The organism is Serratia bockelmannii (assembly GCF_008011855.1).
Taxonomy (GTDB): domain Bacteria; phylum Pseudomonadota; class Gammaproteobacteria; order Enterobacterales; family Enterobacteriaceae; genus Serratia; species Serratia bockelmannii.
The window spans coordinates 154725-180284 of sequence record NZ_VOUX01000005.1; the positions used below are offsets into that span (position 1 = coordinate 154725).

The 25560-nt window shown below is 60.7% G+C and carries 26 protein-coding genes; 9 read left to right on the forward strand and 17 right to left on the reverse strand.

All coding sequences use genetic code 11. The features are described from left to right. Positions 1-111: 111 nt before the first annotated feature. Positions 112-867, reverse strand: coding sequence for a histidine utilization repressor (gene hutC, locus FOT55_RS09550; protein ID WP_025302564.1), 756 nt, complete (start codon positions 865-867; stop codon positions 112-114). 180 nt (positions 868-1047) lie between these two features. Between hutC and FOT55_RS09555 the strand changes: the two genes are divergently transcribed. The 3 genes from FOT55_RS09555 (at position 1048) to FOT55_RS09565 (ending at position 4046) form a co-directional block, all read left to right on the forward strand. Continuing rightward, positions 1048-2418: a formimidoylglutamate deiminase gene (locus FOT55_RS09555; RefSeq protein ID WP_147823404.1), complete on the forward strand. Its 1371-nt coding sequence runs from the start codon at positions 1048-1050 to the stop codon at positions 2416-2418. Continuing rightward, positions 2418-2975, forward strand: a complete 558-nt coding sequence (locus tag FOT55_RS09560; protein ID WP_025302566.1) for a HutD/Ves family protein — start codon at positions 2418-2420, stop codon at positions 2973-2975. Before FOT55_RS09555 ends, FOT55_RS09560 begins: the two co-directional genes overlap by 1 nt. 69 nt (positions 2976-3044) lie before the next feature. Beyond that, entirely contained in the window at positions 3045-4046 is a 1002-nt protein-coding gene (locus tag FOT55_RS09565) for a LacI family DNA-binding transcriptional regulator (protein ID WP_147823405.1), read from the forward strand. 41 nt (positions 4047-4087) lie between these two features. On the opposite strand, the gene FOT55_RS09570 is transcribed toward FOT55_RS09565, so the two are convergent. From FOT55_RS09570 to FOT55_RS09590, 5 genes are all read right to left on the reverse strand, one after another. Continuing rightward, the gene (locus FOT55_RS09570) at positions 4088-5530 is read right to left on the reverse strand and encodes a glycoside hydrolase family 32 protein (protein ID WP_147823406.1); all 1443 of its coding nucleotides are present in this window, start codon (positions 5528-5530) and stop codon (positions 4088-4090) included. Next, a complete protein-coding gene (locus tag FOT55_RS09575) occupies positions 5527-6786 on the reverse strand; it encodes an MFS transporter (protein WP_025302569.1) in 1260 nt (419 codons plus the stop codon). The genes FOT55_RS09570 and FOT55_RS09575 overlap by 4 nt, the downstream gene beginning before the upstream one ends. A gap of 168 nt (positions 6787-6954) precedes the next feature. Then, positions 6955-8259, reverse strand: a complete 1305-nt coding sequence (locus tag FOT55_RS09580; protein ID WP_147823407.1) for an MFS transporter — start codon at positions 8257-8259, stop codon at positions 6955-6957. 90 nt (positions 8260-8349) lie between these two features. Further along, positions 8350-8736 carry a GFA family protein gene (locus tag FOT55_RS09585; protein WP_025302571.1) on the reverse strand — a complete coding sequence of 129 codons (387 nt, stop codon included), beginning with the start codon at positions 8734-8736 and terminating at the stop codon, positions 8350-8352. A gap of 82 nt (positions 8737-8818) precedes the next feature. After that, the gene (locus FOT55_RS09590) at positions 8819-9517 is read right to left on the reverse strand and encodes a DAPG hydrolase family protein (RefSeq protein ID WP_147823408.1); all 699 of its coding nucleotides are present in this window, start codon (positions 9515-9517) and stop codon (positions 8819-8821) included. Between the two features lie 93 nt (positions 9518-9610). On the opposite strand from FOT55_RS09590, the gene FOT55_RS09595 reads away from it, so the two are divergent. Then, the gene (locus tag FOT55_RS09595) at positions 9611-10255 is read left to right on the forward strand and encodes a TetR/AcrR family transcriptional regulator (protein ID WP_147823409.1); all 645 of its coding nucleotides are present in this window, start codon (positions 9611-9613) and stop codon (positions 10253-10255) included. A gap of 56 nt (positions 10256-10311) precedes the next feature. Here FOT55_RS09595 and pckA read toward each other — a convergent pair whose 3' ends face one another. After that, on the reverse strand, positions 10312-11931 hold the full coding sequence (gene pckA, locus FOT55_RS09600; protein ID WP_147823410.1) for a phosphoenolpyruvate carboxykinase (ATP): 1620 nt from the start codon (positions 11929-11931) through the stop codon (positions 10312-10314). Between the two features lie 431 nt (positions 11932-12362). Here pckA and FOT55_RS09605 point away from each other — a divergent pair, with 431 nt between their 5' ends. Continuing rightward, positions 12363-13706 carry a 2-hydroxycarboxylate transporter family protein gene (locus FOT55_RS09605; RefSeq protein WP_016928018.1) on the forward strand — a complete coding sequence of 448 codons (1344 nt, stop codon included), beginning with the start codon at positions 12363-12365 and terminating at the stop codon, positions 13704-13706. A gap of 331 nt (positions 13707-14037) precedes the next feature. Next, on the forward strand, positions 14038-15456 hold the full coding sequence (locus tag FOT55_RS09615) for a serralysin family metalloprotease (protein WP_060432931.1): 1419 nt from the start codon (positions 14038-14040) through the stop codon (positions 15454-15456). Between the two features lie 146 nt (positions 15457-15602). On the opposite strand, the gene FOT55_RS09620 is transcribed toward FOT55_RS09615, so the two are convergent. Continuing rightward, complete coding sequence (locus FOT55_RS09620) at positions 15603-15812, reverse strand: hypothetical protein (protein WP_004931526.1); 210 nt, start codon at positions 15810-15812, stop codon at positions 15603-15605. A gap of 159 nt (positions 15813-15971) precedes the next feature. On the opposite strand from FOT55_RS09620, the gene FOT55_RS25415 reads away from it, so the two are divergent. Beyond that, entirely contained in the window at positions 15972-16124 is a 153-nt protein-coding gene (locus tag FOT55_RS25415; protein WP_162837925.1) for a hypothetical protein, read from the forward strand. Positions 16125-16162: 38 nt separating this feature from the next. Here the strand turns inward: FOT55_RS25415 and yniD are convergent, their stop codons facing one another. Next, positions 16163-16255, reverse strand: coding sequence for a small membrane protein YniD (gene yniD / locus FOT55_RS25590; RefSeq protein WP_016928013.1), 93 nt, complete (start codon positions 16253-16255; stop codon positions 16163-16165). 338 nt (positions 16256-16593) lie between these two features. Between yniD and FOT55_RS09625 the strand changes: the two genes are divergently transcribed. Together FOT55_RS09625 and FOT55_RS09630 are read left to right on the forward strand one after the other, a co-directional pair. Beyond that, the gene (locus FOT55_RS09625) at positions 16594-16986 is read left to right on the forward strand and encodes an ASCH domain-containing protein (protein ID WP_004931522.1); all 393 of its coding nucleotides are present in this window, start codon (positions 16594-16596) and stop codon (positions 16984-16986) included. A 4-nt stretch (positions 16987-16990) separates the two neighbouring features. Beyond that, positions 16991-17590 carry a C39 family peptidase gene (locus tag FOT55_RS09630; RefSeq protein WP_025302577.1) on the forward strand — a complete coding sequence of 200 codons (600 nt, stop codon included), beginning with the start codon at positions 16991-16993 and terminating at the stop codon, positions 17588-17590. 55 nt (positions 17591-17645) lie between these two features. Here FOT55_RS09630 and FOT55_RS09635 read toward each other — a convergent pair whose 3' ends face one another. The 8 genes from FOT55_RS09635 to rsmF form a co-directional block, all read right to left on the reverse strand. Beyond that, a complete protein-coding gene (locus FOT55_RS09635; protein WP_147823411.1) occupies positions 17646-17885 on the reverse strand; it encodes a DUF1480 family protein in 240 nt (79 codons plus the stop codon). A 135-nt stretch (positions 17886-18020) separates the two neighbouring features. Continuing rightward, the gene (locus tag FOT55_RS09640; RefSeq protein ID WP_025302579.1) at positions 18021-18953 is read right to left on the reverse strand and encodes a Csu type fimbrial protein; all 933 of its coding nucleotides are present in this window, start codon (positions 18951-18953) and stop codon (positions 18021-18023) included. A gap of 20 nt (positions 18954-18973) precedes the next feature. Continuing rightward, positions 18974-21394: a fimbria/pilus outer membrane usher protein gene (locus FOT55_RS09645; protein ID WP_238476102.1), complete on the reverse strand. Its 2421-nt coding sequence runs from the start codon at positions 21392-21394 to the stop codon at positions 18974-18976. A gap of 67 nt (positions 21395-21461) precedes the next feature. Continuing rightward, positions 21462-22226 (reverse strand): fimbrial biogenesis chaperone, encoded by a 765-nt coding sequence (locus tag FOT55_RS09655; RefSeq protein ID WP_025302581.1) that lies wholly within the window; start codon positions 22224-22226, stop codon positions 21462-21464. 25 nt (positions 22227-22251) lie between these two features. Beyond that, positions 22252-22800 carry a Csu type fimbrial protein gene (locus tag FOT55_RS09660; RefSeq protein WP_086557004.1) on the reverse strand — a complete coding sequence of 183 codons (549 nt, stop codon included), beginning with the start codon at positions 22798-22800 and terminating at the stop codon, positions 22252-22254. Between the two features lie 5 nt (positions 22801-22805). Then, the gene (locus FOT55_RS09665; RefSeq protein WP_025302583.1) at positions 22806-23309 is read right to left on the reverse strand and encodes a Csu type fimbrial protein; all 504 of its coding nucleotides are present in this window, start codon (positions 23307-23309) and stop codon (positions 22806-22808) included. Positions 23310-23311: 2 nt separating this feature from the next. After that, positions 23312-23851 (reverse strand): Csu type fimbrial protein, encoded by a 540-nt coding sequence (locus tag FOT55_RS09670; RefSeq protein ID WP_016928005.1) that lies wholly within the window; start codon positions 23849-23851, stop codon positions 23312-23314. Between the two features lie 274 nt (positions 23852-24125). Further along, a complete protein-coding gene (rsmF, locus tag FOT55_RS09675) occupies positions 24126-25502 on the reverse strand; it encodes a 16S rRNA (cytosine(1407)-C(5))-methyltransferase RsmF (protein ID WP_406882409.1) in 1377 nt (458 codons plus the stop codon). Between the last annotated feature and the right edge of the window lie 58 nt (positions 25503-25560).

Genomic DNA, 25560 nt, shown 5'->3' on the forward strand with positions numbered 1-25560 from the left:
ATTAAAAACAACCTAACGCATTCACCGGGATGTCACAAGAGGCGGGAGAGATTTTGTTATCAGGATGTGATCGACCACGGAGATGCGGGCGCAGGGCGCGCCCGCCGGGGATCAGACTTCGCTGGTGAAGCGGCCGAACAGTTGATAACGGCTGCCGGGGTACAGCAGCCGGGCCGAGGTCACCACGGTTTTGCCGGACCAGGTGCGGCGATGGATCAGCAGGCCGGGTTCGTGGTCTTCCAGCTGCAGCAGCTCGCTTTCGCGCCGGGTGGGGATCACCGCTTCGACGATGTGTTCGCCGGCGGTCAGCGGCGCGGCCTGCGTCAGATAGGTGTAAGGCGTGACGCGGTCGAAATCCTGCTTCAGGTAATCCGGCGCCACCAGCGGGTTGACGCAGCGGTCTTCCACCTGCACCGGCACGTCATTTTCGTAATGCACGATCTGCGAGTAGAACAGCCGTTGGCCGGGTTGAATACCCAGCGCCGTCGCCTCTTCCTCGCTGGCCGGGCGGGCCTTCAGCTCGAGGATCTTGCTGCTGTGGCGATGACCGCGCGCGGCGATCTCATCGGCGATGTTGTGCACTTCCAGCAGCGCGGTATGCGCCTTGGCTTCGGCGACGAAGGTGCCGACGCCCTGCATGCGGATCAAAAAACCTTCGCTGGTCAGCTCGCGCAACGCGCGGTTGATGGTCATGCGGCTGACGCCCAGTTCCGCCACCAGTTCACTTTCGGAGGGCACGCGCTGGTGCGGTTGCCAATGCCCCGCACGAATTTGATTCACGATCGCCTGTTTGACCCGTTGGTAGATCGGGGCGGGGGCATCGCTCATTGCAGCCGCCAGTTGTAACACGGTCTGTTGTTCAGCCACGACGTTAACCTCGTCAAATAAAAAAATAATAACACCAGTTTACTGTTGATGTCGGCGTATGTATATGTATATACAACTAGTGGCCGTCGCGCCAGAAACTTGCCGGCGACCGCCAAAAATTCCTGAATGCGCGCCATCGCCGCGCCTCATTCGCCGTTACATCAACCGTGGAATACTGCCATGCCTGCTTATTTTGCCCCACGCGCTTTGCTCCCTGAGGGCTGGGCGCATAACGTCCGGCTGGACGTCGATGCGCAAGGTTATCTGACTCAAGTTACCGCCAACGCTGAGCCGCAAGGCTGCATCCGGCTGCACGGCGACGCGGTGCCGGGCATGCCGAACCTGCACTCCCACGCTTTCCAGCGCGCGATGGCCGGGCTGGCGGAAGTGGCGGGCAACCCGCAGGACAGCTTCTGGACCTGGCGCGATCTGATGTATCGGCTGGTGCAGCGCCTGACGCCGGAGCAGGTGGAGGTGGTCGCCCGTCAACTGTATATCGAAATGCTCAAGGGCGGATATACCCAGGTGGCCGAATTCCACTACCTGCATCACGACGCCGACGGCAAGCCTTACGCCGATCGCGGTGAGATGACCGGCCGCCTCAGCGAGGCCGCGCATCAGGCCGGCATCGGCATGACGATGCTGCCGGTGCTGTATAGCTATGCCGGTTTCGGCGCCCAGGCGGCCCAGCCGGGGCAGAAACGGTTTATCCAGGATGCCGAAAGCTATCTGCATCAGCAGCAGGTGATTGCCCGTCAGCTGGCGGATCGCCCGTTGCAGAACCAGGGGCTGTGCTTCCACTCGCTGCGTGCGGTGGAGCTGGGGCAGATGCAGCAGATTTTGGCCGCGTCGGATCGCACCTTGCCGGTGCATATTCATATCGCCGAGCAGCAAAAAGAGGTGAACGACTGTCTGGCGTGGAGCGGACAGCGCCCGGTGGCCTGGCTGTATGACCACCTGCCGGTAGATCAGCGCTGGTGTCTGGTGCACGCCACCCATCTGGATCGCGACGAGCTGGAAGCGCTGGCGCGCAGCCGCGCGGTGGCCGGCCTGTGCCTGACCACCGAAGCCAACCTCGGCGACGGCATTTTCCCTGGCGACGCTTACCTGCAGCAGCAGGGGCGCTGGGGCATCGGTTCCGACAGCCACGTTTCGCTCAACGTGGTGGAAGAGCTGCGCTGGTTTGAATATGGCCAGCGGCTGCGCGATCAGCGTCGCAATCGCCTGACGACACCGGAACAGTCGGCGGTGGGCGATGTGCTGTACCTGCAGGCGCTGCAGGGCGGCGCGCAGGCGTGCGGCGCGCCGATCGGTCGGCTGCAGAGCGGCTATCGCGCCGACTGGCTGGTGCTGGACGGCGACGATCCGTATCTGGCGGCGGCGCCGGACGCCTCGATCCTCAATCGCTGGCTGTTCGCCGGCGGCAAGGAGCAAATTCGCGACGTGTTCGTCGGTGGCCGGCAGGTGATCGAGCAGGGGCGGCACGCGCTGCAACAGCGGAGCAGCGCAGAGTTCCTGCAGGTGCTGAAAACCTTTCAGCAGGAGGCATAATGAGCCTGACCCGTTTTAACTTCGCCGCGCTGCCGGTCAGCCCGTGGCGCAACGGCGGTGGGGAAACCCGTGAAATCGTCAGCTGGCCGCCGGGCGAGCCGGATTTCGACTGGCGCGCCAGTATCGCCACCATCGCGCAGGACGGGCCGTTTTCCGCCTTTGCGGGCATCGATCGCTCGATAACGTTGCTGGAAGGCGACGGCGTGCGGCTGTTCAGCGCCGGGCATATCGACCATCAGTTGGCGCGTATCGGGGAGCCGTTCGCCTTTTCCGGCGACGTGGCGCTGGAAGCGACGCTGCTGGGCGGCGCCAGTCAGGATTTCAACATCATGACACGCCGCGGCCGGCAGGCGGCCGAGGTGCTGCGCAGCACGGTGCCCGTCACCCTGTCACCCAACCGGGCGGGCGTGCTGTATGTGCTGAGCGGTGTTTGGTCGCTGCCGGAGGGCGGAGAACTGCGGGCGCGCGAGGGTGTCTGGTGGACGGCGGCGGGCGGCGAAGTGGCGCCGCTGACGGCCGACGGCGCGATCCTGTGGGCGAACATCACAGCCTGCTAACGCAGAGTAGAGTCCTGCGCCCGGTTATGGGATTATTCACTTTTCCCCATTAATCATAAAGAAGGGCGCATGGCTTCGCTGAAAGACGTCGCAAAACTTGCCGGAGTCTCGTTGATGACGGTGTCCCGCGCCATCAATGAACCCGGCAAGCTGCGGCCGGAAACCTATCACCGCGTCAAACAGGCGATCGACCAGTTAGACTACGTGCCGGATCTGTCGGCGCGGCGTATTCGCGGTGACGGAAATCGCGTACAGACGCTCGGCGTGCTGGCGCTGGACACCGCCACGACGCCGTTCTCGGTGGAAATGATCCTGTCGATTGAGAAAACCGCGCGCGAGCGCGGCTGGAACAGCTTCGTCGTCAACCTGTTTGCCGACGACAACGCCGAACAGACCGTCGATCTGCTGTTGGCGCATCGACCGGATGGGGTGATATTCACCACGATGGGGCTGCGTGAGGTGACGCTACCGGCCAAACTGCTGGACAAAAAGCTGGTGTTGGCCAACTGCGTCAGCCCGGCGCATTCGATCGCCAGCTACATTCCTGATGATGAGCAAGGGCAGTATGACGCCACGCGCACGCTGATCGCCAAAGGCTATCGCGCGCCATTGTGCATTCATTTACCGGCGGATACGCTGGCGGCGGGGCTGCGCCGCCGCGGTCTGGAACGCGCCTGGCGCGAAGCGGGGCGCGATGTTGAACAGCTGCGGCAGTATCATCTCGATCTGAGCGCCGGCGATCAAAGCTATCGCGACTGCGTCGCGTTGCTGGAGCGGCATTTCTCAGCAGAACGGCGCGATTGCGATGTCGTGGTGTGCGGAAACGATCGGATAGCGTTTCTGGTGTATCAGGTATTGCTGGCGCAAGGATGGCGGATACCGCAACAGGTGGCGGTGCTGGGCTACGACAATATGGTCGGCACCGGCGAGCTGTTCCTGCCGGCATTGACGACGGTGCAGCTGCCGCATTATGAGTTGGGCCGCCTTGCGGCGCTGCATGTGATTGAGCGGCGGGAACAGCGTGATACGGTGAAAGTGCCTTGCCCGCTGTTGGAGCGTGGTTCGCTGTAGCCACACCGGGCGCGTTGCTGCGCGCCCGGTGCTCATTCCCATTACTTCCAGATGCTTGCCAACTGCCATCCCGTGGTGGGCTCGAACAGCGCCCGGCCGCCTTCGGCGAACAGGCGGAGACGGCGATCGCCCGCCGTCGGATAGATGCGGCTGGTCAGGCAGGCCTGTCCCTGATTAACGAAGATCTCCAGCGATGAGCGGTCAATAAAGATCCGCAGCGACAGGATGTCACCCCCCGGCAGCGGCACACTGCGGCAGGTGCACAGGGCGCGGTTTTCATGAAAACGTTCCAGCACCAGCCGGTGCGCCTGATTGTCGACGAACAGCCGCGCCGTACTCCCAATGGCCAGCCCGTACCGCTCAGCGTCGCTGTCGGCCGGTCTCAATGTCAGGATGAGCTCCTGCATATCGTTCGCCAGCGGCAGATGCTGATTGGTCAGCGTCTGCGCCAAAAACGTGTGTGACTCTCGGCGCAGCGCCGTCAGTTCACGCGCCGGGCTCATGCGGACGCTGCCGTCGGCGGCCAGCGTCAGTTCGCGCGGCAGCGTGAGGGCGCCGGCCCAGCGGTGCGCTTTGCTGGGCATTGGGGATTCCCACATATCCATCCAGGCAAACAGCAGCCGACGGCCGTCGGCGGCGGTGAAGGTCTGCGGCGCATAGAAATCGTGGCCGGCATCCAGCTCGCAGAAGGGCTGGGTCACCGTAAAGTCGCTATCAGGCCGCCAGTGGCCAAGCAGATAGCCGCTCTGGAAGCGATTGCGGTAGCGGTAGCCCTGCGCCACCAGCCCTTGCGGCGAGAACAGCAACAGGTGTTGTTCCCCCAGCGGGAAGAAATCCGGGCATTCCCACATATACCCTTGATGTGCCGTTTGCGCGCCGGCCAGCACCCGATCGAAGCGCCAGGCGCGCAGGTCGGCAGAACGGTACAGGCGCACCTGGCCCAGGCCGTTTTCTTTGGCGCCGACCACCAGCCACCATTCGCCGTTCTCGCGCCAGACTTTCGGATCGCGAAAATGCTGAATGCCGTCTGGCGGGGCCAGCACTGGCCCGTGCTTGACGAAGCGTATGCCGTCTTCGCTGGTGGCCAGACATTGCACTTCCCGCACCTGGCTGTCGTCACCGGGTTCGCCCAGCCACACGTGGCCGGTGTAAATCAGCGTCAGCACACCGTTGTCATCCACGGCGCAGCCGGAAAAGCAGCCGTCTTTGTCATAGGGCGCATCGGGCGCCAGGGCGATGGGCTGATGCTGCCAGCGTATCAGGTCGCGGCTGGTCGCGTGCCCCCAGTGCATGGGGCCCCAGTGTTCGCTATAGGGGTGATGCTGGAAGAAGGCATGATAGACGCCGTCAATACAGATCAGGCCGTTGGGATCGTTGATCCAGCCGGCGGGCGGCGCGAGATGGAACTGCGGGTAGTAATCGTCTCGGCGCTCTGCACGCAGGGCTTCGACCGCATGGTCGGCTTGAGCTAAGGCAGTGTTCATTGGACAGACTCACTTGATTTAATGGCGGATTGAAAGGGGGCTACGCTGGCGGAACGTTCGCCGCGCAGCAGGAAACAGGAGACAAGCGTCGTGGCGGCGACCGCGCAGCCCATCAGCAGATAGGTGTCGGCAAAGCCGATGCGGTCATAACCGTAGCCCGCCAGCGGCGACAGGAAGCTGGCCATCACCTGGGTGATGAACTGGAAGCCTACCAGGTACAGTGTGGAGGAGAGTCGGCTGTCAAAGCGGCTCGCGATGTATTTGAAGATAGCGATCAGCAGGATTGGCAATTCTACGGCGTGCAGCAGTTTCATGGCGGAGATCATCAGGGCGCCGCTGACTAAGCCGGAACCGAACATGCGCAGCGCCATCACGCCACCGGCCAGCAACAGCCCCTGTTTGGCGCCGATGCGGTTCACCAGCAGCGGCGCCAGGAACATGCCGCCGGCCTCGAGGAAGACCTGCAGCGAGTTGAGAAAACCGTACATCTCGTTGCCCTGTGCGCGAGAAGCGAACTGTGAAGCGAAGTAGACCGAAAATTGCTGATCGAAAACGTTGTATACGCTGATCCCCAGCACAAACACCACCAGTGCCCAGAAGCCGGGCATGCGCAGCAGCGCCAGCGCGTCCTGCAGCCGCAGGTTTTCCGGTTTGCCGAACGCCAGGCCGGCCATGGCGTTCGGCTTCAGCTCGCGTACCTGGCTGAGCAGCACCAGGAACACCACGGCGGCGGCGGAGGCCAGCCAGAAATTGATGTTCGGATTGATATTGAAGATAAAACCGGCCACAAAGGTGGCGCTGGCCCAGCCGAGCGAGCCCCACATGCGGGCGCGGCCGAATTCGAAACCGCTGATGCGGCTGACCCGCTCGGTATAAGATTCCAGCGCGCCGATACCGGCGAAGAAGGTTGCGCCGATGAACACCCCGCCGACCAAAGCGCCGAGCGGCAGGCTGCTCGCCAGCAGCGGGGCGTAAACGTAGATAAAGAACGGGCCGGTCAGCAGCAGCATCACGCCAAGAAACTGCAGCAGGTGTTTGCGCAGCCCAAGTTTATCCTGAATAAACCCGTACAGCGGCTGGGCGCACAGCGCCACCAACGAGATAGCGGAGAAGATCAGGCCGGTCTCGGCGCCTTTCAGGCCGATCTTCTGATTCAGCCACAGCGAGATCAGCGAAAAGCTGGAAGACCAGGTGAAGAAAAAGAAGAACAGCAGGCCGCTGAGCAGCACGTAATATTTTTTAGTTTCGCGGTTCATGGGTAGGGCCCCGGTGAGTGAAGTTAGCTCTATTGTTAACGTTAACTCGCGAAGGGATGAAGCGGCCAGATATCACGCATGAGATGTTAATCACAAAAGTTAACGTTAACATTTGTGCCTTGTGATCGAGGTCACGAGTTGGCAAGGGGGCGATGTGCCCCCGGAGGATTAACGTTCGTTAAGCGAGCGCAGATGATCGTCGCGGCGCAGTGTCATCAGCGCAAACAGGCTGACCACCGAGGTGGCGACCACGTAGTAGGCGGGAATGTCGATATTACCGGTCTGTTTGATGAGGCCGGTGATAATCAGCCCGGCCGAGCCGGAAAACACCGCATTGGACAGCGAGTAAGCCAGCCCCAAACCGGTATAGCGCACCCGGGTCGGGAACATCTCCGCCAGCATCGCCGGGCCGGGGCCGGCCAGCAGGCCGACTACGGCGCCGGCGACCATCACTGCCAGCCCTTTGACCCACAGTGAACTCTGCGCATCCTGCAACAGCTGCAGCAGCGGGAAGGTGAACAGGATCACCGCCGCCACCGCCGTCAGCATCACCGTTTTACGCCCCAGTTTGTCGCTGATGATGCCCGCCGGCAGAATGGTCAGGGCGAAGCCGACGTTGGCCAGCACCGTCGCCACCAGCGCCTGCTGGAAGGTGGCGTGCAGCGAGGTTTGCAAATAGGAAGGCATCACCACCAGAAAGGTATAGCCGGCGGCCGACCAGCCCATCATGCGGCCGATGCCGATCAGTATGGTTTTCGCTACGCCGCCCAAGCTCGCCTCCTGCGGTGGGGCGCTGTATTCCGCGGCCTGTTGCGCCTGGGTAAACGTGGGCGTCTCTTCGAGCTTGAGCCGCAGCCACAGCGCCACGGCGCCCATCGGCAGCGCCAGCAGGAACGGAATGCGCCAGCCCCAGTCATGCAGCTGCTGCGCGCTGAGCAGCGCGGCCAACAGCGCCACCAATCCGGCGCCGGCCAACAGGCCGAGCGCGACGGTCAGCGACTGCCAGGCGCCGAACAGCCCGCGCTTGCCCTTCGGGGCGAACTCGGTCATCAGCGACACGGCGCCGCCGAATTCGCCGCCGGCGAACAGCCCCTGAAACATGCGCAGCAGCGTCAGCAGCAGCGGGGCGGCGACGCCGATCGAGGCATAGGTCGGCATGACGCCGATCAGCGCGGTGGCCAGCGTCATCAACAGCAGAACCGCAATCAGCGTCGGGCGACGGCCGATGCGATCGCCGATGCGGCCGAAGATCACCGCGCCGATCGGCCGACAGAAAAACGCCAGCGCGAAAGCGGCGTAGGTGAGGATCAGACTGGTGATTTCATTTTCACCCTGCAGCGTGAAAAAATTGGCGGCGATAACGGTGGCCAGGAACCCGTACACCCCGAACTCATACCATTCGATAAAGTTGCCAACCGAGCCGGCCAGCAACGCCTGACGCGAACGGCGCGCGTCGAGAGTCTGTTGATTCATCCCCGTTCCCATACATTTGAATTATTGTTCGTCAGTTCTAAATTTATACGACAAAACAATCAATTGATTTCAGCGGGAACTGTGAGGCGCTCAGCGCATGCCGTCGATATGCCACCATTCGGGGCAAACATCGGCGAACGCGTGCGAGACCGGGCGCAGCTCCGGCAGATCGGCCCGATCGAAGCTGCCGGTGCTCAACGCCACCGTCGGCTCGTCGTCGATCGCCCCCAGCGTGCTGCCGCAGCGCGGGCAAAAGGCGCGGCTGGAATAGGGGGAAGAGCGGTAGAGCGTGGGCATGCCGCCCGGGCCGTTCCACTCGACGGCCTGACGCGGAAATTCGACCCAGCAGAGCGTCGGTGCACCGGAGTGGCGCCGGCAAAATTCGCAGGAACAGCTGTGTGGGTTACCGGGCAGGCCGTGCACCTGAAAGCGAATATGTCCGCACAGGCAGCCGCCGCTATAGCCTGGATTTTCCATGAGTTCTCCGTCATAAACGCGGGAATGGCGATGAAAATCACTATAGCGGCATCGCGAAAAAATAACAGGCCCCGCCGGTGGCTTACCAGAGTAACGGCGCCGGCTCGCGGCCGTTTTCGGCGTAGTACAGCGACGGCAGGAACTGAGCCAGATAGCTGAATTCGTTGTAGCAGTGGCGCATCAGGTTAAACCCGATGTCATCCGACAGTTCGTCGTGGGCGTTGGCGCAGGCTTTACCCAGCAGGAAACGGCTGCGCAGCACGCACCCATAGGGCGTATCGCGCGCCAGATGCAGCATCTCGCCGTCGCAGGGATCGCCGCTGTCATCCAGCGCCACCTGGTCACCGAACCCGATGCGCGCACACACGGCGGCGGAGAGCGCCTGCGCATCACGCGCCTGGCGCAGCGGCTGCGGCGCGAAGAAGTCCTCGGCGGCGTGGAATTTGAGGCGCGCCGCGACCGGCGGCAGCTCCGCCAGCCATTCGACCGCTTCGATGCTGGCGCCGACGTAGCTTTCCCCTTTTTTCCAGTGGCGGTCCCAGCCGCGATGTTCGACGTGATCGTGTGGGTGCCACCAGTTGATGTGCTGCGTGTTCTCAAAGAAGGTGAACCACCAGTCCAGCATGCGCCCCTTGCAGCCGTGCAGATCGGTACGGACCGCGACGGTCAGCAAACCGTCAGCGCTGCGACTCAGCCCCATCTCCAGCCGCAGCGGTTCAGGTTTGAGCAACTCGTTGATATCGTTAACGCCCCAGGGCGCCAGCAAGGAGGGATGTGTCATAATGGGTTCCTGTTTTATTTTGGAAACGAATTGTGTTTCCAAAATAAAACTATGCCGCTATGCTGAGTCTGTCAATGCTTGTGAGGAATAAATATGGCGAACCCGAATGAAGAACCGCCGCGCGCTCGCGGCCGGCCGGCCACGCCGGAAACGGCGCTGCGCGCCGCGCTGGCGCAAGCGACGCTGGCGTTGCTGCTCGACGGCGGCTATGCCGCAGCAACGGTGGACGCGGTGGCGAAACGCGCCGGGGTGGCTAAAAAAACCCTGTATCGCTTTGCGGCCAATCGCGACGAACTGGTCGCGCAGGCGGTGAGCGGCTGGACCGAGGCGTTTCAGCCGGCCTTCGCCCAGGATGCCGGGCAACGGGCGGCGGTGGCGCCACTGTTGGAAAAGGGGCTGAAGGCCATCGCGCAGCAGGTATTGAGCGCCGAGGCGGTAGGGATGTTTCGGCTGCTGCAAAGCGAGTTTCCGGGGCGCGAGGCGCTGCTGGACAGCTATCAGCGCAACGGCATTCAGCGCGGCCGGGCGACGGTGGCGGACTGGCTGCAGCGCCAGCAGCAGTGCGGGTGGCTGCGTGAGCGCGACTGGGCACAAACCAGCGATCTGCTGTTGGCGATGGCCATCGCCGAACCGCTGCGGCAGATGACGCTGGGGCTGTTGCCGCCGGGCAGCGCGATCGACGAGCGCATCGCGGCGGCGGTAGCGCTGGTGATGCCGGGTTTGCTGGCGGAAGCGTGAAAACAAAAAAGGGCCGACGAATCGGCCCTTGAACAGCAGGATGCAAAACGTCTGCGTTACAGCTTCGGCCCGGCGTTCACCAGCTTTTCGCCCGCCGGGGTGACGGTATATTTGGCGAAGTTATCGATAAAGCGCTGCGCCAGATCCTGCGCTTTCTCCTGCCACAGCGATTCGTCGGCGTAGGTTTTGCGCGGATCGAGGATCGACGGATCGACGCCCGGCAGCGCTGTCGGCACTGCCAGCCCGAAGATCGGCAGCGTGAAGGTGTCGGCCTGCTCAATGTCGCCATTCAGAATAGCGTCGATAATGCCGCGCGTATCTTTGATAGAAATACGTTTGCCGCTGCCGTTCCAGCCGGTGTTGACCAGGTAAGCCTGGGCGCCGGCGGCCTCCATGCGTTTCACCAGCACTTCGGCGTACTGCGTCGGGTGCAGCGTCAAGAACGCGGCGCCGAAGCAGGCGGAGAAGGTCGGCGTCGGGACGGTGATGCCGCGCTCGGTGCCGGCCAGCTTGGCGGTGAAGCCGGACAGGAAGTGGTACTGGGTTTGCTCAGGCGTCAGGCGCGATACCGGCGGCAGTACGCCGAAGGCGTCGGCGGTCAGGAAGATGATCTTGCGCGCATGGCCGGCTTTGGACACCGGTTTGACGATGTTCTCGATGTGATAAATCGGATAGGAGACGCGGGTGTTCTCGGTTTTGCTGGCGTCGTCGAAGTCGATGCTGCCGTCGGCCCGCACGGTGACGTTTTCCAGCAGCGCATCGCGGCGGATCGCCTGATAGATTTCCGGCTCCGCCTGCGGCGACAGCTTGATGGTCTTGGCGTAGCAGCCGCCTTCGAAGTTGAACACGCCGTCGTCGTCCCAGCCGTGCTCGTCATCGCCGATAAGCTGGCGTTTCGGATCGGTGGAGAGGGTGGTTTTGCCGGTGCCGGACAGGCCGAAGAACACCGCCACGTCGCCTTGCTCGCCGACGTTGGCCGAGCAATGCATCGAGGCGATGCCCTTCAGCGGCAGCAGGTAGTTCATGATCGAGAACAGGCCTTTCTTCATCTCGCCGCCGTACCAGGTGCCGCCGATCAGCTGCATGCGTTCCGTCAGGTTGAAGGCGACGAAGTTCTCCGAATGCAGCCCTTGCTGCTGCCAGTCCGGGTTGGTGCATTTGGCGCCGTTCATTACCACGAAGTCCGGCTCGAAGTCCGCCAGTTCGGCGTCGCTCGGGCGAATAAACATGTTTTTCACGAAGTGCGCCTGCCAGGCCACCTCGGTAATGAAGCGCACTTTCAGGCGCGTGTCGGCGTTGGCGCCGCAGAACGCGTCCACCACGAACAAACGCTTGCCGGAGAGCTGGTTGCCCACCAACGTTTTCAGATGCTGCCAGACTTCCGGCGAGAGCGGCTGGTTGTCGTTCTTGCCAGTGCCGTTGTCCGACCACCAGACGGTATCGCGCGTGGTGTCGTCGCGCACGATGTATTTGTCCTTCGGCGAACGGCCGGTGAACTCACCGGTCGCGACGTTGACCGCACCCAGTTGGGTGAGGGTGCCGCGTTCCAGCGGCGGCAGGTCGGCGCGGGTCTCTTCGGCGAACAGCAATTCATAGCTGGGGTTATAGACGATATCGGCGGCCTGATGGATGCCGTAGCGAGCGAGAGTTTGTGGGGTAACAGCGCGTGAAGACATATTCTACTTCCTTATGAGTCATATTATGCCTCTTTCCCGAGCGGTGCCGCGCGCAGGATTAAGGTTCGGATCAAGCTGACCGGATTCAGCTACTGCGTTTCCGGTTCTTTATTAATAAAACAGGGGGCTTTTTCGCCCTCCTATAGCATAGCAGCGAATTTAAACCTGCTTACTTTAATTACAAAATGCTGACGATAATTAATTAAAACCAACCTTGGCGGAGGGTCACAATATTGAATTCCGTCGGTGTAATTTAGTTTTGCATTTTTATTTTTTATCATATCTTCAGGGCTGTCTACTGTTTTATTTCTTATTAGAAAAAGCGAAATCCACAATAGGATTTTTCGTAATCATTTGTTTTTGCTTGGCAATGGCGGGATGTTGCGCCAGGTGAATCTAACCGTACTGTACGCTTGTCAGCAGGGTGAATAATGAAACAGATAAATGCAGAACTGGCCTGTGATAAAAATACGGCATCGTCCGAATCCTCAGGATTAATTAATCAACTTCGTCAAATAGATATCGGCGCGGTACCGATCGCGTTGTTTATCACGATTTGCGCCATCGTGGCGATTTCCGCCTATGCCAACTTCCTGCCGAAAAATATGATCGGCGGCCTGGCAGTGATAATGACGCTGGGCTTTGCGCTGGCTCAGTTGGGAAAAAGCATTCCCGTGCTGCGCGATATCGGCGGGCCGGCCATTCTGTGTTTGATGGTGCCCTCGGTGCTGGTCTATTTCAATGTCTTCCAGCCCAACGTTATGGGCACCGTCCATCTGCTGATGAAAGACGCCAACCTGCTTTATTTCGTCATCGCCAGTCTGGTGGTCGGCAGCATTCTCGGCATGAACCGGGTGATCCTGATCCAGGGGATGATTCGCATGTTCGTGCCGCTGGTGGTGGGTACGATCACGGCGGTGATCACCGGGCTGCTGGTGGGCAAGCTGTTCGGCTTTACCTTCTATCACACCTTCTTCTTCATCATCGTGCCAATCATCGGTGGCGGCATCGGCGAGGGGATTTTACCGCTGTCGCTGGCCTATTCGGCGATCCTGGGCTCGACGCCGGACGTCTACGTCGCGCAGCTGGCGCCGGCGGCGGTGCTGGGTAACATCTTCGCCATCGTGACCGCCGGGGTGTTGGCGCGTATCGGCATGCAGCGCAAGGCGCTGAGCGGCGACGGCATGCTGATCCGTTCGGCGCAGGAGAACGCGATGTTCGCCATCAAGGAGCAAAGCGGCAACGTCGATTTCCAACTGATGGGCGGCGGGCTGCTGGTGATCTGCGCCTTCTTTATCGTCGGCGGCCTGTTCGAACACATCGTGCATATTCCCGGCCCGGTGCTGATGATCCTGTTCGCGGTGCTGTGCAAGTACTGCCGGGTGATCCCGGCCTCGATGGAAACCGGCGCGCACAGTTTCTACAAGTTCGTCTCCACGGCGCTGGTGTGGCCGCTGATGATCGGTCTGGGCATGCTGTACGTGCCGCTGGAAAGCGTGGTGGCAGTGTTCTCGGTCGGTTATGTGGTGGTCTGCGGCTCGGTGGTGCTGTCGATGGGGCTGGTCAGTTTCCTGATTGCGCCTTACCTGAAGATGTTCCCGGTGGAGGCGGCAATCGTCACCTGTTGTCACAGTGGCCTGGGCGGCACCGGCGATGTGGCGATCCTGTCGGCGTCGAACCGTATGGGGCTGATGCCATTCGCCCAAATCGCCACGCGCATTGGCGGCGCTTCCACGGTCATTGGCGCGACGCTATTGCTCGGTTGGTTAGTCTGAGTCCAGAGTTTCTTATGGATAACCGGGGTTGGATTGCCCCGGTTTTTTTATGCTTTTTTCCGCTCATCGTGATAATGCTGATGATTATCTTGAAAATCATTCGTATGGCGCAAATGCATAGTCGGACTTTATCTGAGAAAATTCTGTACTCGACGAAAATGTGTCTATTCTTTTCTCTTAAGGGATTATCGTTCTCATTCAGAGTGCCGAGGGAAGGCGCCACCGCATTACCGATATCCCCGTATTGATTCAACACCGGGCCGCTGCCGTTCAGGCAATCCGCCAGTTGGGGCATCCCCCCGATTGAATTGACGAATATGGAGATAAGGTTATGTCATCAAGCAATGCTTCCGTTAAGGCCGAAGGCGTATTAGCCCTGTTGGGCGCTTATAAACCCGATGAAGACGACACCATTACCGTGCTTCATCCGTCGAAAACGTTCGAAAACGCCGGCCTGGAGCTGGTGCGCGGCGATCGCAGTTGGCACGACAAGGGCGTGACCGACACGCCGGTCTCTCTGACCTACAGCTTCTGGGAAAAGGCGCCGGGCAACATGTCGAGCATGGGCATCAGCGGCTTCAGCAGCTTTAACGCCGAACAGCGCGAGCAGGCTAAACTGTCGCTGCAGTCATGGTCAGACGTGGCTAACATCACCTTCACCGAAACCAGCAACACCGCCGCTGCCAACATCAAATTCGGCCTGTTCGACTACAGCTCGCGCGGCTCCTATGCCTTTGCGTATAACCCGGATTCATCGCCTTCGGTTGCCGGGCAAACCTGGTATAACGCCAAGAACCATACCTTCGTCAACAACCAGATCCATGAGAACGAGTACGGTCGCCAGACCTTCACCCATGAAATCGGCCATGCGCTGGGGTTGCAGCATCCGGGCGACTATAACGCCGCGCCGGGCGTCAGCATCACCTACGCTAAAGACGCGACCTACTTCGAAGATAGCCGTGCCCACAGCCTAATGAGCTATTTCAGCGAAAGCAACACCGGGCAGGACTTTAAAGGCGCGTACTCTTCTGGGCCGTTGCTCAACGACATCACGGCGATCCAGCATTTCTACGGCGCCAACATGAACACCCGCACCGGCGATACGGTTTACGGATTCAATTCCAACACCGATCGCGACTTCCTCACCGCCACCGGCGCGCAGGACAAGATAATTTTCACCGCCTGGGATGCCGGCGGCAACGACACCTTCGACTTCTCCGGCTTCGGTCAAAATCAGCGCATCAACCTGAATGAAAAGGCGTTCTCGGACGTTGGTGGCCTGAAAGGCAATGTGTCTATCGCCGCAGGCGTGACGATTGAAAATGCCATCGGCGGGTCGGGTAACGATGTGCTGGTCGGGAACGCCGCCGATAACGTGCTCAAGGGCGGCGCGGGCGATGACGTGCTGTACGGCGGCAAAGGGGCGGATCAGCTGTGGGGCGGTGCCGGCAAGGACACCTTCGTCTACTTTGCGGCGGATGAGTCGACGGCGGCGGCGCCGGATTGGATCCGCGACTTCGTGCGCGGCGAGGACAAGATCGATCTGACGTTGTTCAACACCGGCAGCGCCGACGGCATCCGCTTCGTCGATCAGTTCAGCGGCAAGGCGGGCGAGGCGAAGCTGAGCTACGATGAGCAAAATCACGTCAGCGATGTGGCGATCAACCTGGGCGGCGCCTTTGACGGCAACGACTTCCTGGTGAAAGTGGTGGGGCAGCCGCTGGATGCCGGCGATTTCGTGTTGGCGTAATGCAGGCAACAAAAATAGGGCGTTTTGGGCAAAAACCCGACAATTCCTATTAATTACGTCATATTAGCGTGACATAGTAGCGCGCAGAAGGCCGGGCTTGCATACCTCGGGCTTCTGTCGAATCGCCAACCTTTTCGGTTGGCGATTCATTTTCCGCCTTTCAGCATGTTGATGGCGGCGCCGAGTAGGATGCGCCGTTCGATATCGTTGCTGTCCGCCAACTGCCGCGCCAGATGTTTTTCCAGCGTTTCCACCGACAGCGCTTCACCGCGATGGCGCAGCTGCATCACGCCGTCGCCGATCAGGCGTGCGACCTCATCCCATACGGGTTTAATCTCCTGTTCCGAGAACGTCATGGTCTACACCTCGGTGGGTTGATTTTTGCCCAATGTAACAGCTGAACTGCGGCTTCGCTACCCGCCGCCTAAAACAGGAAGCATAAAAAACAAGCCATCAGTATTTCTTCTGGTTTTTACGCTCAATACTGACGGTGTCGAAAAGCAGGAGAAAACATCATGAACTGGGTCGAAACCTTGGCGGAGTACTACCGCCTGAGCCGCACGGGTGAAACGCAGCATTGGCTGTGTCGCCGCTGGTTGCTTCAGGGGGAGGCGCGTTTGGCCTATTTGCAGGAGTTGCTGGAGCCGACCGCGCCACGGCGGCGATGAACAGGGCGCCGGCGTTCGGCCGGCGTCGTCTCGCGGCATTAACCGAAGGCGATCGCCGCCCAACGTAACAGCAGCAACGCCAGGCAGATCAGCAGCAGCACCACGACCATTTTACTGAGCTTGTTGCCCATGCGTTTTGTTGCCACGTTGCGCCCCTTTTAGCTGAAATACCACCCGCCGGCGAGGGTGATGAGGACAAGCGTCACTAACGCGACGCCGTTGAGTAAATCGCTGAAGGTATCGTCAGCATCGATGTCATTTTGCTGCATGTTACCGCCTGGCGGTCGCCATTGGGTGAATAATGTTCACAGTATGCGCCCGGCAGCGCGGCAGGCACAGCGAAGAAAGGTAAAAACGCGTAAAAGTGGCGCTGGCAAAACGCGCAGTCGCGCTTGCGACGGATGCAGACGGCCGGCAATACGTTGTACTATCCTGTCTGCATTGATGCATTTTTCCTAAAGGTATAATCATGGCGACGGCAATTCCACAGAAATACGAGCACCTTGAGCGCTGGGCGTTCGGCGATACCGAGCAGCAGGCCGATGAAGTCGTGCAATTGATCCTCAATGGCACCAAAACGGCCACCTGTTCTAACCTGGACGGCGAAGGGATCCCACAGGCCGGCGATCTGTTCCTGGTGGTGGACGGCAAGGGTGAGCCGGTTTGCGCAGTCGAGTTGACCGCGGTGGAAATGAAAACTTACGATCAGGTTGATGAAGCGCACGCCTTTGCCGAAGGCGAGGGCGATCGCTCGCTGGCGCACTGGCGCAAAGAGCTGCAGCGCTTCTTCGAAGAGTATGACCTGTTCTCGCCGGATATGACGCTGGTGCTGATGAATTTCAAAGTCGTCGACAAATTTTAATCTTATGCGCGCCGTTCCCTACGAGTGCCAGTGGGCGAGCCCGGAGCTGGCCGCCGATCTGATCGCCGGCCGCGCGACGCTGGCGCAAGACGAAAATTGGGCGCGCAGCGGCGCCCGCGATCGGGCAGAGTACGTCGAGTGGGCCAACCACGTGTGCGGCATGGCCTGCCTGAAAATGGTGCTGGGCCACCGCGACGGCGAAGCGCCGCCGCTGCTGGAGCTGGCGCGCCGCAGCCTGCCCTACGGCGCCTATGTACGCGAAGGTGAGCGGATAAAGGGGCTGATTTATGCGCCGTTCGTCGAGTATGTGCGCGAGCAGTTCGCGCTGCAAGCGGAGGTGAAGGTGGGGCTAGAGGCCGCCGAGGTGCCGGCGCTGCTTCATGAATGCCGCTACTTTATCGCCTCGGTGCATCCCTCCATTCGCCGGCCGGAGAGTACGCCGCCGCAGCGGGGCGGGCATCTGGTGCTGATCACCGCCGCCGATGCGCAAAGCGTGATCTTCCACAATCCTTCGGGCGACAGCCCGGCGACGCGCGAGCGGGTGCACCTGCCGCTCAGCCGCTTCGCCCCTTTCTTTGCAGGCCGCGGCATCGCCATCGCATAAAAAAACGCGCTGTTTCCGATGAAAACAGCGCGTCGTCAGCAGTTCTGATGCATTTTCATGCCAGCCGCATCACCCAGGCGTCCGCTTGCCGATCGTAGTGTTGCTTGTACAGCAGCGACTGTTTGCCGTCGAGGATGGCCGGGATGCTGGTATGTTCATCCCAGCCGTCCAGCTGCATGCACAGATCCGGATCGGACTTGCAGGGAATGCTCAGGGTGCCGGTGCGGTCGGCGTCGGCGTGAAGATGCGCGTCATCGACCTCGAAGCTGCCAATTTTTACGACGGTTTTGCTCATGGGAACTCCTTGCTCAATGGTGTGGTAGGAGGTTAGACCAGTTCGGCCATTGGTAAGAGCATAGCCAAATGAGCAAAAAATGCCACATAAAAATTACATTTTGGAAACAATTTCCACGCCGGCAAAACACAACGCCTAGTACTCCACCACAAAACTGAGCGTGTCCTGATAGCTGCCGACCGCCACTTCCGTCTGCGCCGCATTGACCGCCGCCTTATACGGGATGCTTTGCGCCAGGCCGGTGCCGGCGCCGCTCTGTTTGTTGGTGCTATCCCAAACGGTCGTCGTATTAGGCAAGTAAATCTGGTACTGCATGAAATTGCTGGTACCGCTTTTCATGCGTCGCCAACCGGAGACCGGGTTATTGCCGTTGGTGAAATAGGTGTTGTATCCCTCGGTTTTGGTGCAGGTCAGGGTGATGCTCTGATTGACAGGATTGAACTGCCCGACCAACGCCATGCTGCCGAAGTTGACGTTGGGCGCGGTGCCGATCAGGCAGTCTTTGGTGATGGTGACGCTGACGCTGACCGTGCTGGGTTTGTCGACGCCGTCCCACCAAACGCACAGGCCGAGCACGCCCAGGCCGCAAATATGGTAATTCCAGATCAGGTTGATGCTGTCGGTATAGGTGCCTGCGCGCACGTTGGCGCCGGCGGTGGTTTTGATATACAGCGGAAAGTTGACGTTGGAGGAAATCAGGATCAGCGACAGCAGGTTTAGCGAGCTGTAGTCGATGGTTTGGCCGATGCTGTAAGGATATTGGTAGTTGGCGTCGGGGTAGATCAGATAAGCGATTTTATCGCCGGAACCGTCGGTGTTGGCAACCGCCATATTGTTGGTGGTGGAGGCGATCTTGACCGTGACGGTGTTTTGCGTGAGCAAATTGAGGCCGAGGCCGGTGCAGTTGAGGCCGGCGGTGCCCTGGGCGTTGATCTGCCCATTGTAGACCACGAAAGAGCTGCTCCCCGGTAAGGTGACGGTGCCGTTGGTGGTGGCGCAGTCGGCGAATGCGCGCTGACAGAGCAGCAGCGAAAGGGTTAACAATAAGGCTTTCAATCCCCGAAACATAGTGACTCTCCGTCGTTGAATTAGCGGCAGACAACCGGGCCGACGCGCTGGATGCCCTGAGGCTTCGCCAGACTGAATTCCGCCTGGCACGGCGGGCCGCCGTCGGCCGGGATCACGCTCAGGCGATTGTGTTGTTGCACCGGGTCGATATAGGTCATGCCATCCCAACCGACATAGCTTTGCTGATGGCCGCCAACCACCGCCACCTGGCTGCCGTTGGCCAGCGGTTTGCCTTGCTCGTCAACCAGTTCGACGTCGGCGGCGGAGATGGGTTGGATGGGGAACTCGACCAGAAAACCGCTGTGATCGCGAATGGCGACGGTTTTTTCCACCGTCGGCAGCGCGACGTCGGCGGGCAGGCTGAGCGGATCAATCTGGAATTTCGCATGGTAGTAAGAGGTGACGGTCGGCACCAGTAAATAGCCCTGGGCATCGGTCTTGCCGATCGGCTGGTTCTCATAGCTCACCGGAATGTCGGCGTATCCTTGCGTGGACACCAGCGCAAAGGCATCGTTGATGGTGTTGGTGGCGTACACGCCGCCGTTCATCGCCACCAGCGAACCGCTGATTTCTCCCCAGTGGTTGGTTTCATCACGGGTACCGTATACGCCCGCTCGGGCTTCGAGCCTGCGGGTGCGCCAGGTCAGATCCGCCTGGCGGTAATCGCCGCCGCTCGGGTTATTGGCGTAGGCCAGATTCCAACCGAAACCGCCATCAGTCGGCGCGGCGCGGCTGTAGCTGACGCGTTCGCTCCAGCGGTTGTTGTTGTCGCGCGCGGCGCTGAAGCTGGCGGTACCCCAACTGTCGAACGGAATGGAGAGCTGCAGTTGGGCACTGTAACCGCTGCTGCCGATTTCCCGGTTCAGCGAGGCGTACAGGCTGCTGTTGCGCCAAAGTGACACACTGTAGGACAGGTTCATCAGGCGAGTTCGTTGGGCGATGGCGTCGCGTACGTCAAAATAACCGGCGCCGAGGCTGCCGAGCCGGCCCAGGCTGACGCTGCCGGTCAATTGATCGGTGCGGCGGCTCAGACGGTAGTCGCTTTTATACACGGAAATGTCGCCAAAATCGGCGCTGCGCAGGATACGTTGCGCGTTGAGGCTGAAGCGTGAGTTGCTGTAGGTGTAGCCAAAACTGCTCTGATCGCCGTGGTTGCCGGTGTAGCGATAGACGGGCTGGGGATCCGGCTGTTGCAACGGCCTGCCGGTCAGCGGGTCATAATACGTGGGGGATTGTATCGGCCGGCCACCGTTAAACGCTTCGTCGCCGGCCTGGCTGACGCTGTAGGACGCGTTGAAAACCCCCCATTGTCCGACGCGAATGTCGGCGCCGCCGCCGCCGACCGCCAATTCGGCTGCGCCTTCGGCGCGTCCTTCCAGGGTTAACCAATCAGTGACGCCGTAACGTAAACTGGCGCTGCCTACCCATTGCCCGTAATCGGCAGAATTCAACCCGTAGTTGCGCCGCAGCAAACCGGTGGAAACGCTGAAATCGCTCATGCCGGTCTGCAGCAGGTTGCTGGCCACGTAGAACGGCACCGTGGTGCTGACCTGACGGCCGAGGGCGTCGGTGGTGACGACCGTGGCCTGACCCGCGCCGTTAATGTAGGGCACGCTGTTGAGGGTAAACGGCCCGGGATTGATGTTGGTGGTGCTGTTTTTATAGCTGTTGATGTATAAATCGACGCTGCTGGGCAATGCCGCCTGGCCGGAAAACTGCGGTAGCGGATAGGTGATAAGATCCGGGCGTACCGCGAAATTGCGCGCCAATTGCAAGCCGCCGATGCGCACGGCGCTGCTCCAGGGGAGCGAGCCGGTGGTTAAGTCACCGGCGATCACACTCAGCATCCGCTGGTCATCGTTGAAGCGCCAGTAGCTGTCGTATCGAATATAGCGGCCGCCATCGTCGTTTGGCCCGCCGTTAAACCCGCTGCGGTAGATGCCGGTGTTGGCGATGACGCCGAAACCGTCGAACAGCCGCTGTTCGCTCCACGCCGACAGGTAGCCTGGTCGGCCATTGCCGTTGCTTTGGCTGGCATAGATGTCGTAGTTAAACAGCAAACCCAGGCTGCTTTGCGCCGGCAAGCGTTGCAGCGGTGAATGGGCGCCGATGGTTTGCTGCGGCAACCAGTCGTTGGGCACGTTGATCAGCAACTGCTGGCTCTCGCCGCTGTAGCTGACATCCACCTTCTCCAGCCGATCGACGGCGATGTCTTTCGCCTGTTTATCCGCTACCGGCAGCCCGGCGTCGAGCAGTTGCTGGGGCGTCATGTAGTAATGGCCGCCGCGGTAGTTGACTGGCACGACGTTGCCGGTTTGGCGCCCGTTGACGACCGGCTCCAGATACAGCGTGGTGTCCGGCATGCTGATGGCGCTGGGCGGCGGGGGCAGATCGTCGCCGAACGCGAACGGCAGCCAGCCGCCGGCCGCCATGCTCAGCATGGCAAACGCCAGCGGCTTGAGGTTGAAACGCCGCGTCGATAGCCTCCCTGTCGGCTGCACCTGGGCCTCAATAAGACGGAATGGCTACGGGCTGTTTGTTGTCATTGACCGTGGCCATCAGCTTGCCGCTGCTGAAACCGCCGGCGGGTGGCAAAGCGAAGCGCATCTGTGAACCGGGCAGCACGTATCCCATCAGGCCGGGATTTAGGCTGCGCCCTTGCAGCGTCACTTTCGAGATTCGGGCATGCACTGCGCCTTGATTTCGCACCTCCAGCCAGCGTTCGCTGCTTTGCTGCTGTAAACGATAGCTGAGCTTGGGTTGGCTGGCGGTCGCGTAATCGCGAGGTTTTTCGCTGTCCTGTTTGGTCCAAATCCCCTTGCCGCTGACGAACAGCGGCACCGAGTAGCGCATCTGGAATTTCAGCCCCATCTCTGCACCGCCGGGGGCGGCATCCGATGATTGTTCTTTCACCGGCACTTCATCGACCAAAATGCGATAGGCGCGCTCCTGTCCCGCCGCCGGCGCCGACTGTTTGATCAGGCGTATCAGCTGGCGTTTGCCTGGCGCGATCGACGCCACCGGCGGACTGGCGATCACGTCGCTTTGGTTGCTGTAATCGTCTTTGCCGGCGGTTTGCTTCCAACCCAACACGCGAATTTGCATATAGACCGGTTTGCTGTCGCGATTTTCAAGCCACAGCGCGGTGGCCTGTTGTTGATCTTCAATCACTGGATCGATCGGCCAAATGAGAATGGAAGCCGCGGCCAGGGCGTGCTGTTGGCTTGCCAGGAGCAAGGCTGCCGTTAACGGCAGACGGAAGGGTATGCGCATAACTCAATCCTTATTGCAAAAAAACTTAATAAGTGACCGTCAACAAGACCGTATCGCTGTAAACGCCACTGGTGGGCAGGGTACTGGTCGAAAACAGACGGGCGTAAACCTTGATTTCTTGCGTGCTACCGGTGGCGGCGACGGTCTGCGCCGCGCCGCCGTTAGCGCCATCGCCCCAAAGGGTGGCGTAGTTGCTGTCTTGATAAAGTTGATACAGCAGCGTTTCCGACGTGGCGGCGTTTTGTAATTTTCTGCCGCCGGCGATGGATCCGGTCACGTGATTGCCGACGCCGAGGGCCAGCGTGACGCTCAGCCCCGGGTTGCAGCGAAACAGCACCGAACCGGCGCCGCTGCTGGAGACGACGCTGACTGCGTTGCTCAGTGAGGACAACTGGCCGAAGTTCAGGGTGCCGAAGGTGGTCACGTCACTGACGCCGCTGCCCAATACGCAGCCTTTAACCACGGTTGCATTGACGGTGAACGGCTGGCTTTTGGTCAAGTCGTTGACGCCGGTATCGCTTTGGGCCGGGGAAAGCGGCAGGCAGAACAGCAAACCGCAAATTGAAGCGCGCATCGTCATTACCAATTGATCGTGACCTGTACCGTATCGGTGTAGCTGCCTGTCGGAGGTGTGGATTGCGCCGGAATCATGCCATAGACCGGCAGCCAGTTGTCCGAACCGTTGGCGGTTTGTGACACGCCCGTCAGATTATCCCAAATGGTGCTGTGGGCGGCGTTGGTATACAGGTTGTAATTCACCCGTTGGCCGGCCGCGCTTTGCAGGTAGCGGGCAGCGGTATTGCCGCTTTGCCCGCCGCCAAGCAGAACGCTGTAGCTGGTGCCGTTGGTGCATTTCACCCGAATGGCGCCGGCGTTTTGTTGCCCGGCGACGCTGGTTGCGGTGCTGAGAAAATACAGCGTGCCGAAATTCAGCGTGCCGAAGCTGACATTGCCGCCTGAGCTGCTGCCGGCCTCACAGGCGCTGAGCAAGGTCGCGCTGACGCCGAGGGTCGCGGTTTTACTGTCGGCCTGCGCCAACAGGCTGCACGCCCATAATCCGCAGCAGCAAAGCGCGCGCCGCACCGTTACCAGGTGACCGTCATCGTGACGGTGTCGTTATAGGTGTCTGCCGCCGGGGTAGAACCGGCCGCCGGGACGCGGCCATACACGATCAGCGGAACGGCGGCGCCGGTGCCGGTGCCGGTCCGCGCGTTGGCGCCGCTGCCCCAGGCGGTAGTGCGTGCGGCATCCTGGTACAGGTTATAGCTGATGAAGGCGCCTGCCGTGCTGGCCATGCGGCGTTGGGTGCCTGAAGTGACATGGAGCCCGTTGTCCAGCGCCACCGTGTAGTCTGTGCCGGTCGTGCAGGTCAATGACAGCGTACCGGCCCCCCCTGCGCCGGTGGCGCTGGCGTCGATGATGTTGGCCAGTGAAGAGTAAGTACCGAAGCTGATGGAGCCGAAGTCGTTGACGGAACCGCTGCTGCTGCCGCCCCCCACGACGCAACCGGCGCCGATGGTCAGCGTCACGCCTAACGTGCCTTGAATGGTGCCTGCTGCGTTAGCCGCGCCGTTGGCGCACAGCAGGGTTGCTACCGAGGTCAATGCCATCAGAGTTTTTTTCATCTTAATTCCTTGCCGTATGAGAGAAAGCCCGCAAAGACGCCACCCAGAGGTGAGTTGAACGTATTCATTTAGCTGCACTTTAATTAATAGAATAAGAATCGGGAATTGTCTTGATGAAAACGAGAAACTTTTTATTCTCATTCCCCCGGTTGACGGGGCTTGTAGGCGAGGTATACCGATAAAGTGAAATGATTAGAATAATAACGAACGGCGATGGGAATATTATTAGCGTTATTTTATTGCCGGGGAATTTCATTCCCCGGCGCGGTATCGTTTACAGGTGGAAATCCAGCACGCCGTCGCGCACCAGTTCGCGCGGCAGGTTATTCTTTATGCGGCTGCCAATGCGTTTGGCGATGCCCAGCGGTTGCCCCTGATAGGTGACGATGCACTCGTCGCCCGCCGGCGGCTGCTCAGGGTAGAGATCGCGGCCGTGATACCACTCCTGGGCCAGCGCGGCGTCCAGCTCGAAATGCTGTTTACCGCCGGCACCCGCGAGGGCGATCGCCGCTTCGTGCTGCCAACGGAAACCTTTCGGGAAGCGCTCCGCCAGCTTGAGGCCGATACGCGAGAAGCGCACTTTGCCAAACAGCGGCTCCAGCTCGGCCGGGAAGAGCCAGATTTCCTTGTCGCGCTCCCACAGCCGGCTGTCATCGCCCCAGGTTAAGCCGGATGCGGCGGCGGCTTGGGCGACCAGCGCCGCCTCTTTGCCGGATAGCGGGCTGAACGGGAATTTACCGACTTTATAGGTCGGCTTCGCCAACGGCGCCACGGCGTGTTTTTTACGCAGGCGGGCGACGAAAAACCCTTCGCTGTCGTAAATCTGCGGGAAGACGTGCAGGAAGCCTTCGGCGGTCAACGCCTTGTCGGCGCCGGGGAACAGCTCACCCAGCGGCTCGACGCTGACTGCGTCGCCATAGGTATCCAGCAGCCAGCGCACCACCTGCTGATTTTCCTGCGCATTGAGCGTGCAGGTGGAATAAACCATCACGCCGCCCGGTGCCAGCGCATGAAACGCGCTGTCGATCAGCTCGCGCTGGGTGGCGGCGATCTCGGCGACGCTGTCCGGCGACCAGTTGCTCATGGCGTCCGGATCCTTGCGCACCACACCTTCACCGGAACAGGGGGCGTCGAGCAGAATGGCGTCGAAACTCTCCGGCAGTGCAGCGCCGAACACCCGGCCATCGAAATGGGTCAGCGCGGTGTTCTTCACGCCGCAGCGGCTGATATTGGCGTGCAGCACTTTCACCCGGCTGGCGGAGTATTCGTTGGCGACGATGCCGCCCTGGTTGCCCATCAACGCGGCGATCTGGGTGGTTTTGGAGCCCGGCGCCGCCGCCACGTCCAGCACTCGAGTAGGCGCCGCGTCGCCCGAGAACAGCGCGCTGACCGGCAACATCGAGCTGGCCTCCTGAATATAGAACAGACCGCTCAGGTGTTCGGCGGCGCTGCCTAATCGCAGCTCTTCATCGTCGCGCTCGATCCAGAACCCTTCCGCGCACCAGGGAATGGGCTCCAATCGCCAGTCGTAATCCTGCACCAGCGCCAGGAAGTCGGCGACGCTGATTTTCAGCGTGTTGACGCGCAGACTGCGGCGCAGGGGGCGCTGGCAAGCGGCGATAAAATCGTCCATCGCCAGCTCGGCGGGCATGATGGCGCGGGTGGCGTCGAGGAAAGCGGGGGGCAGAAAAAGGGCGGTGGATTTGGCC

Excerpts from the sequence above, each read along its gene's own strand:
- FOT55_RS09630 (WP_025302577.1), top strand. The coding sequence starts at position 16,991 with ATGCGCGCCGTTCCCTACGAGTGCCAGTGGGCGAGCCCGGAGCTGGCC.
- FOT55_RS25415 (WP_162837925.1), top strand. The coding sequence starts at position 15,972 with ATGAACTGGGTCGAAACCTTGGCGGAGTACTACCGCCTGAGCCGCACG.
- FOT55_RS09555 (WP_147823404.1), top strand. The coding sequence starts at position 1,048 with ATGCCTGCTTATTTTGCCCCACGCGCTTTGCTCCCTGAGGGCTGGGCG.
- FOT55_RS09585 (WP_025302571.1), bottom strand. The coding sequence starts at position 8,736 with ATGGAAAATCCAGGCTATAGCGGCGGCTGCCTGTGCGGACATATTCGC.
- yniD (WP_016928013.1), bottom strand. The coding sequence starts at position 16,255 with ATGGGCAACAAGCTCAGTAAAATGGTCGTGGTGCTGCTGCTGATCTGC.
- FOT55_RS09660 (WP_086557004.1), bottom strand. The coding sequence starts at position 22,800 with ATGCGCGCTTCAATTTGCGGTTTGCTGTTCTGCCTGCCGCTTTCCCCG.
- FOT55_RS09590 (WP_147823408.1), bottom strand. The coding sequence starts at position 9,517 with ATGACACATCCCTCCTTGCTGGCGCCCTGGGGCGTTAACGATATCAAC.
- FOT55_RS09570 (WP_147823406.1), bottom strand. The coding sequence starts at position 5,530 with ATGAACACTGCCTTAGCTCAAGCCGACCATGCGGTCGAAGCCCTGCGT.
- FOT55_RS09565 (WP_147823405.1), top strand. The coding sequence starts at position 3,045 with ATGGCTTCGCTGAAAGACGTCGCAAAACTTGCCGGAGTCTCGTTGATG.
- FOT55_RS09620 (WP_004931526.1), bottom strand. The coding sequence starts at position 15,812 with ATGACGTTCTCGGAACAGGAGATTAAACCCGTATGGGATGAGGTCGCA.
- FOT55_RS09625 (WP_004931522.1), top strand. The coding sequence starts at position 16,594 with ATGGCGACGGCAATTCCACAGAAATACGAGCACCTTGAGCGCTGGGCG.
- FOT55_RS09645 (WP_238476102.1), bottom strand. The coding sequence starts at position 21,394 with ATGCTGAGCATGGCGGCCGGCGGCTGGCTGCCGTTCGCGTTCGGCGAC.
- FOT55_RS09670 (WP_016928005.1), bottom strand. The coding sequence starts at position 23,851 with ATGAAAAAAACTCTGATGGCATTGACCTCGGTAGCAACCCTGCTGTGC.
- FOT55_RS09615 (WP_060432931.1), top strand. The coding sequence starts at position 14,038 with ATGTCATCAAGCAATGCTTCCGTTAAGGCCGAAGGCGTATTAGCCCTG.
- FOT55_RS09640 (WP_025302579.1), bottom strand. The coding sequence starts at position 18,953 with ATGTTTCGGGGATTGAAAGCCTTATTGTTAACCCTTTCGCTGCTGCTC.
- FOT55_RS09605 (WP_016928018.1), top strand. The coding sequence starts at position 12,363 with ATGAAACAGATAAATGCAGAACTGGCCTGTGATAAAAATACGGCATCG.
- FOT55_RS09635 (WP_147823411.1), bottom strand. The coding sequence starts at position 17,885 with ATGAGCAAAACCGTCGTAAAAATTGGCAGCTTCGAGGTCGATGACGCG.
- FOT55_RS09560 (WP_025302566.1), top strand. The coding sequence starts at position 2,418 with ATGAGCCTGACCCGTTTTAACTTCGCCGCGCTGCCGGTCAGCCCGTGG.
- FOT55_RS09575 (WP_025302569.1), bottom strand. The coding sequence starts at position 6,786 with ATGAACCGCGAAACTAAAAAATATTACGTGCTGCTCAGCGGCCTGCTG.
- FOT55_RS09595 (WP_147823409.1), top strand. The coding sequence starts at position 9,611 with ATGGCGAACCCGAATGAAGAACCGCCGCGCGCTCGCGGCCGGCCGGCC.
- pckA (WP_147823410.1), bottom strand. The coding sequence starts at position 11,931 with ATGTCTTCACGCGCTGTTACCCCACAAACTCTCGCTCGCTACGGCATC.
- FOT55_RS09580 (WP_147823407.1), bottom strand. The coding sequence starts at position 8,259 with ATGAATCAACAGACTCTCGACGCGCGCCGTTCGCGTCAGGCGTTGCTG.
- rsmF (WP_406882409.1), bottom strand. The coding sequence starts at position 25,502 with ATGCCCGCCGAGCTGGCGATGGACGATTTTATCGCCGCTTGCCAGCGC.
- FOT55_RS09655 (WP_025302581.1), bottom strand. The coding sequence starts at position 22,226 with ATGCGCATACCCTTCCGTCTGCCGTTAACGGCAGCCTTGCTCCTGGCA.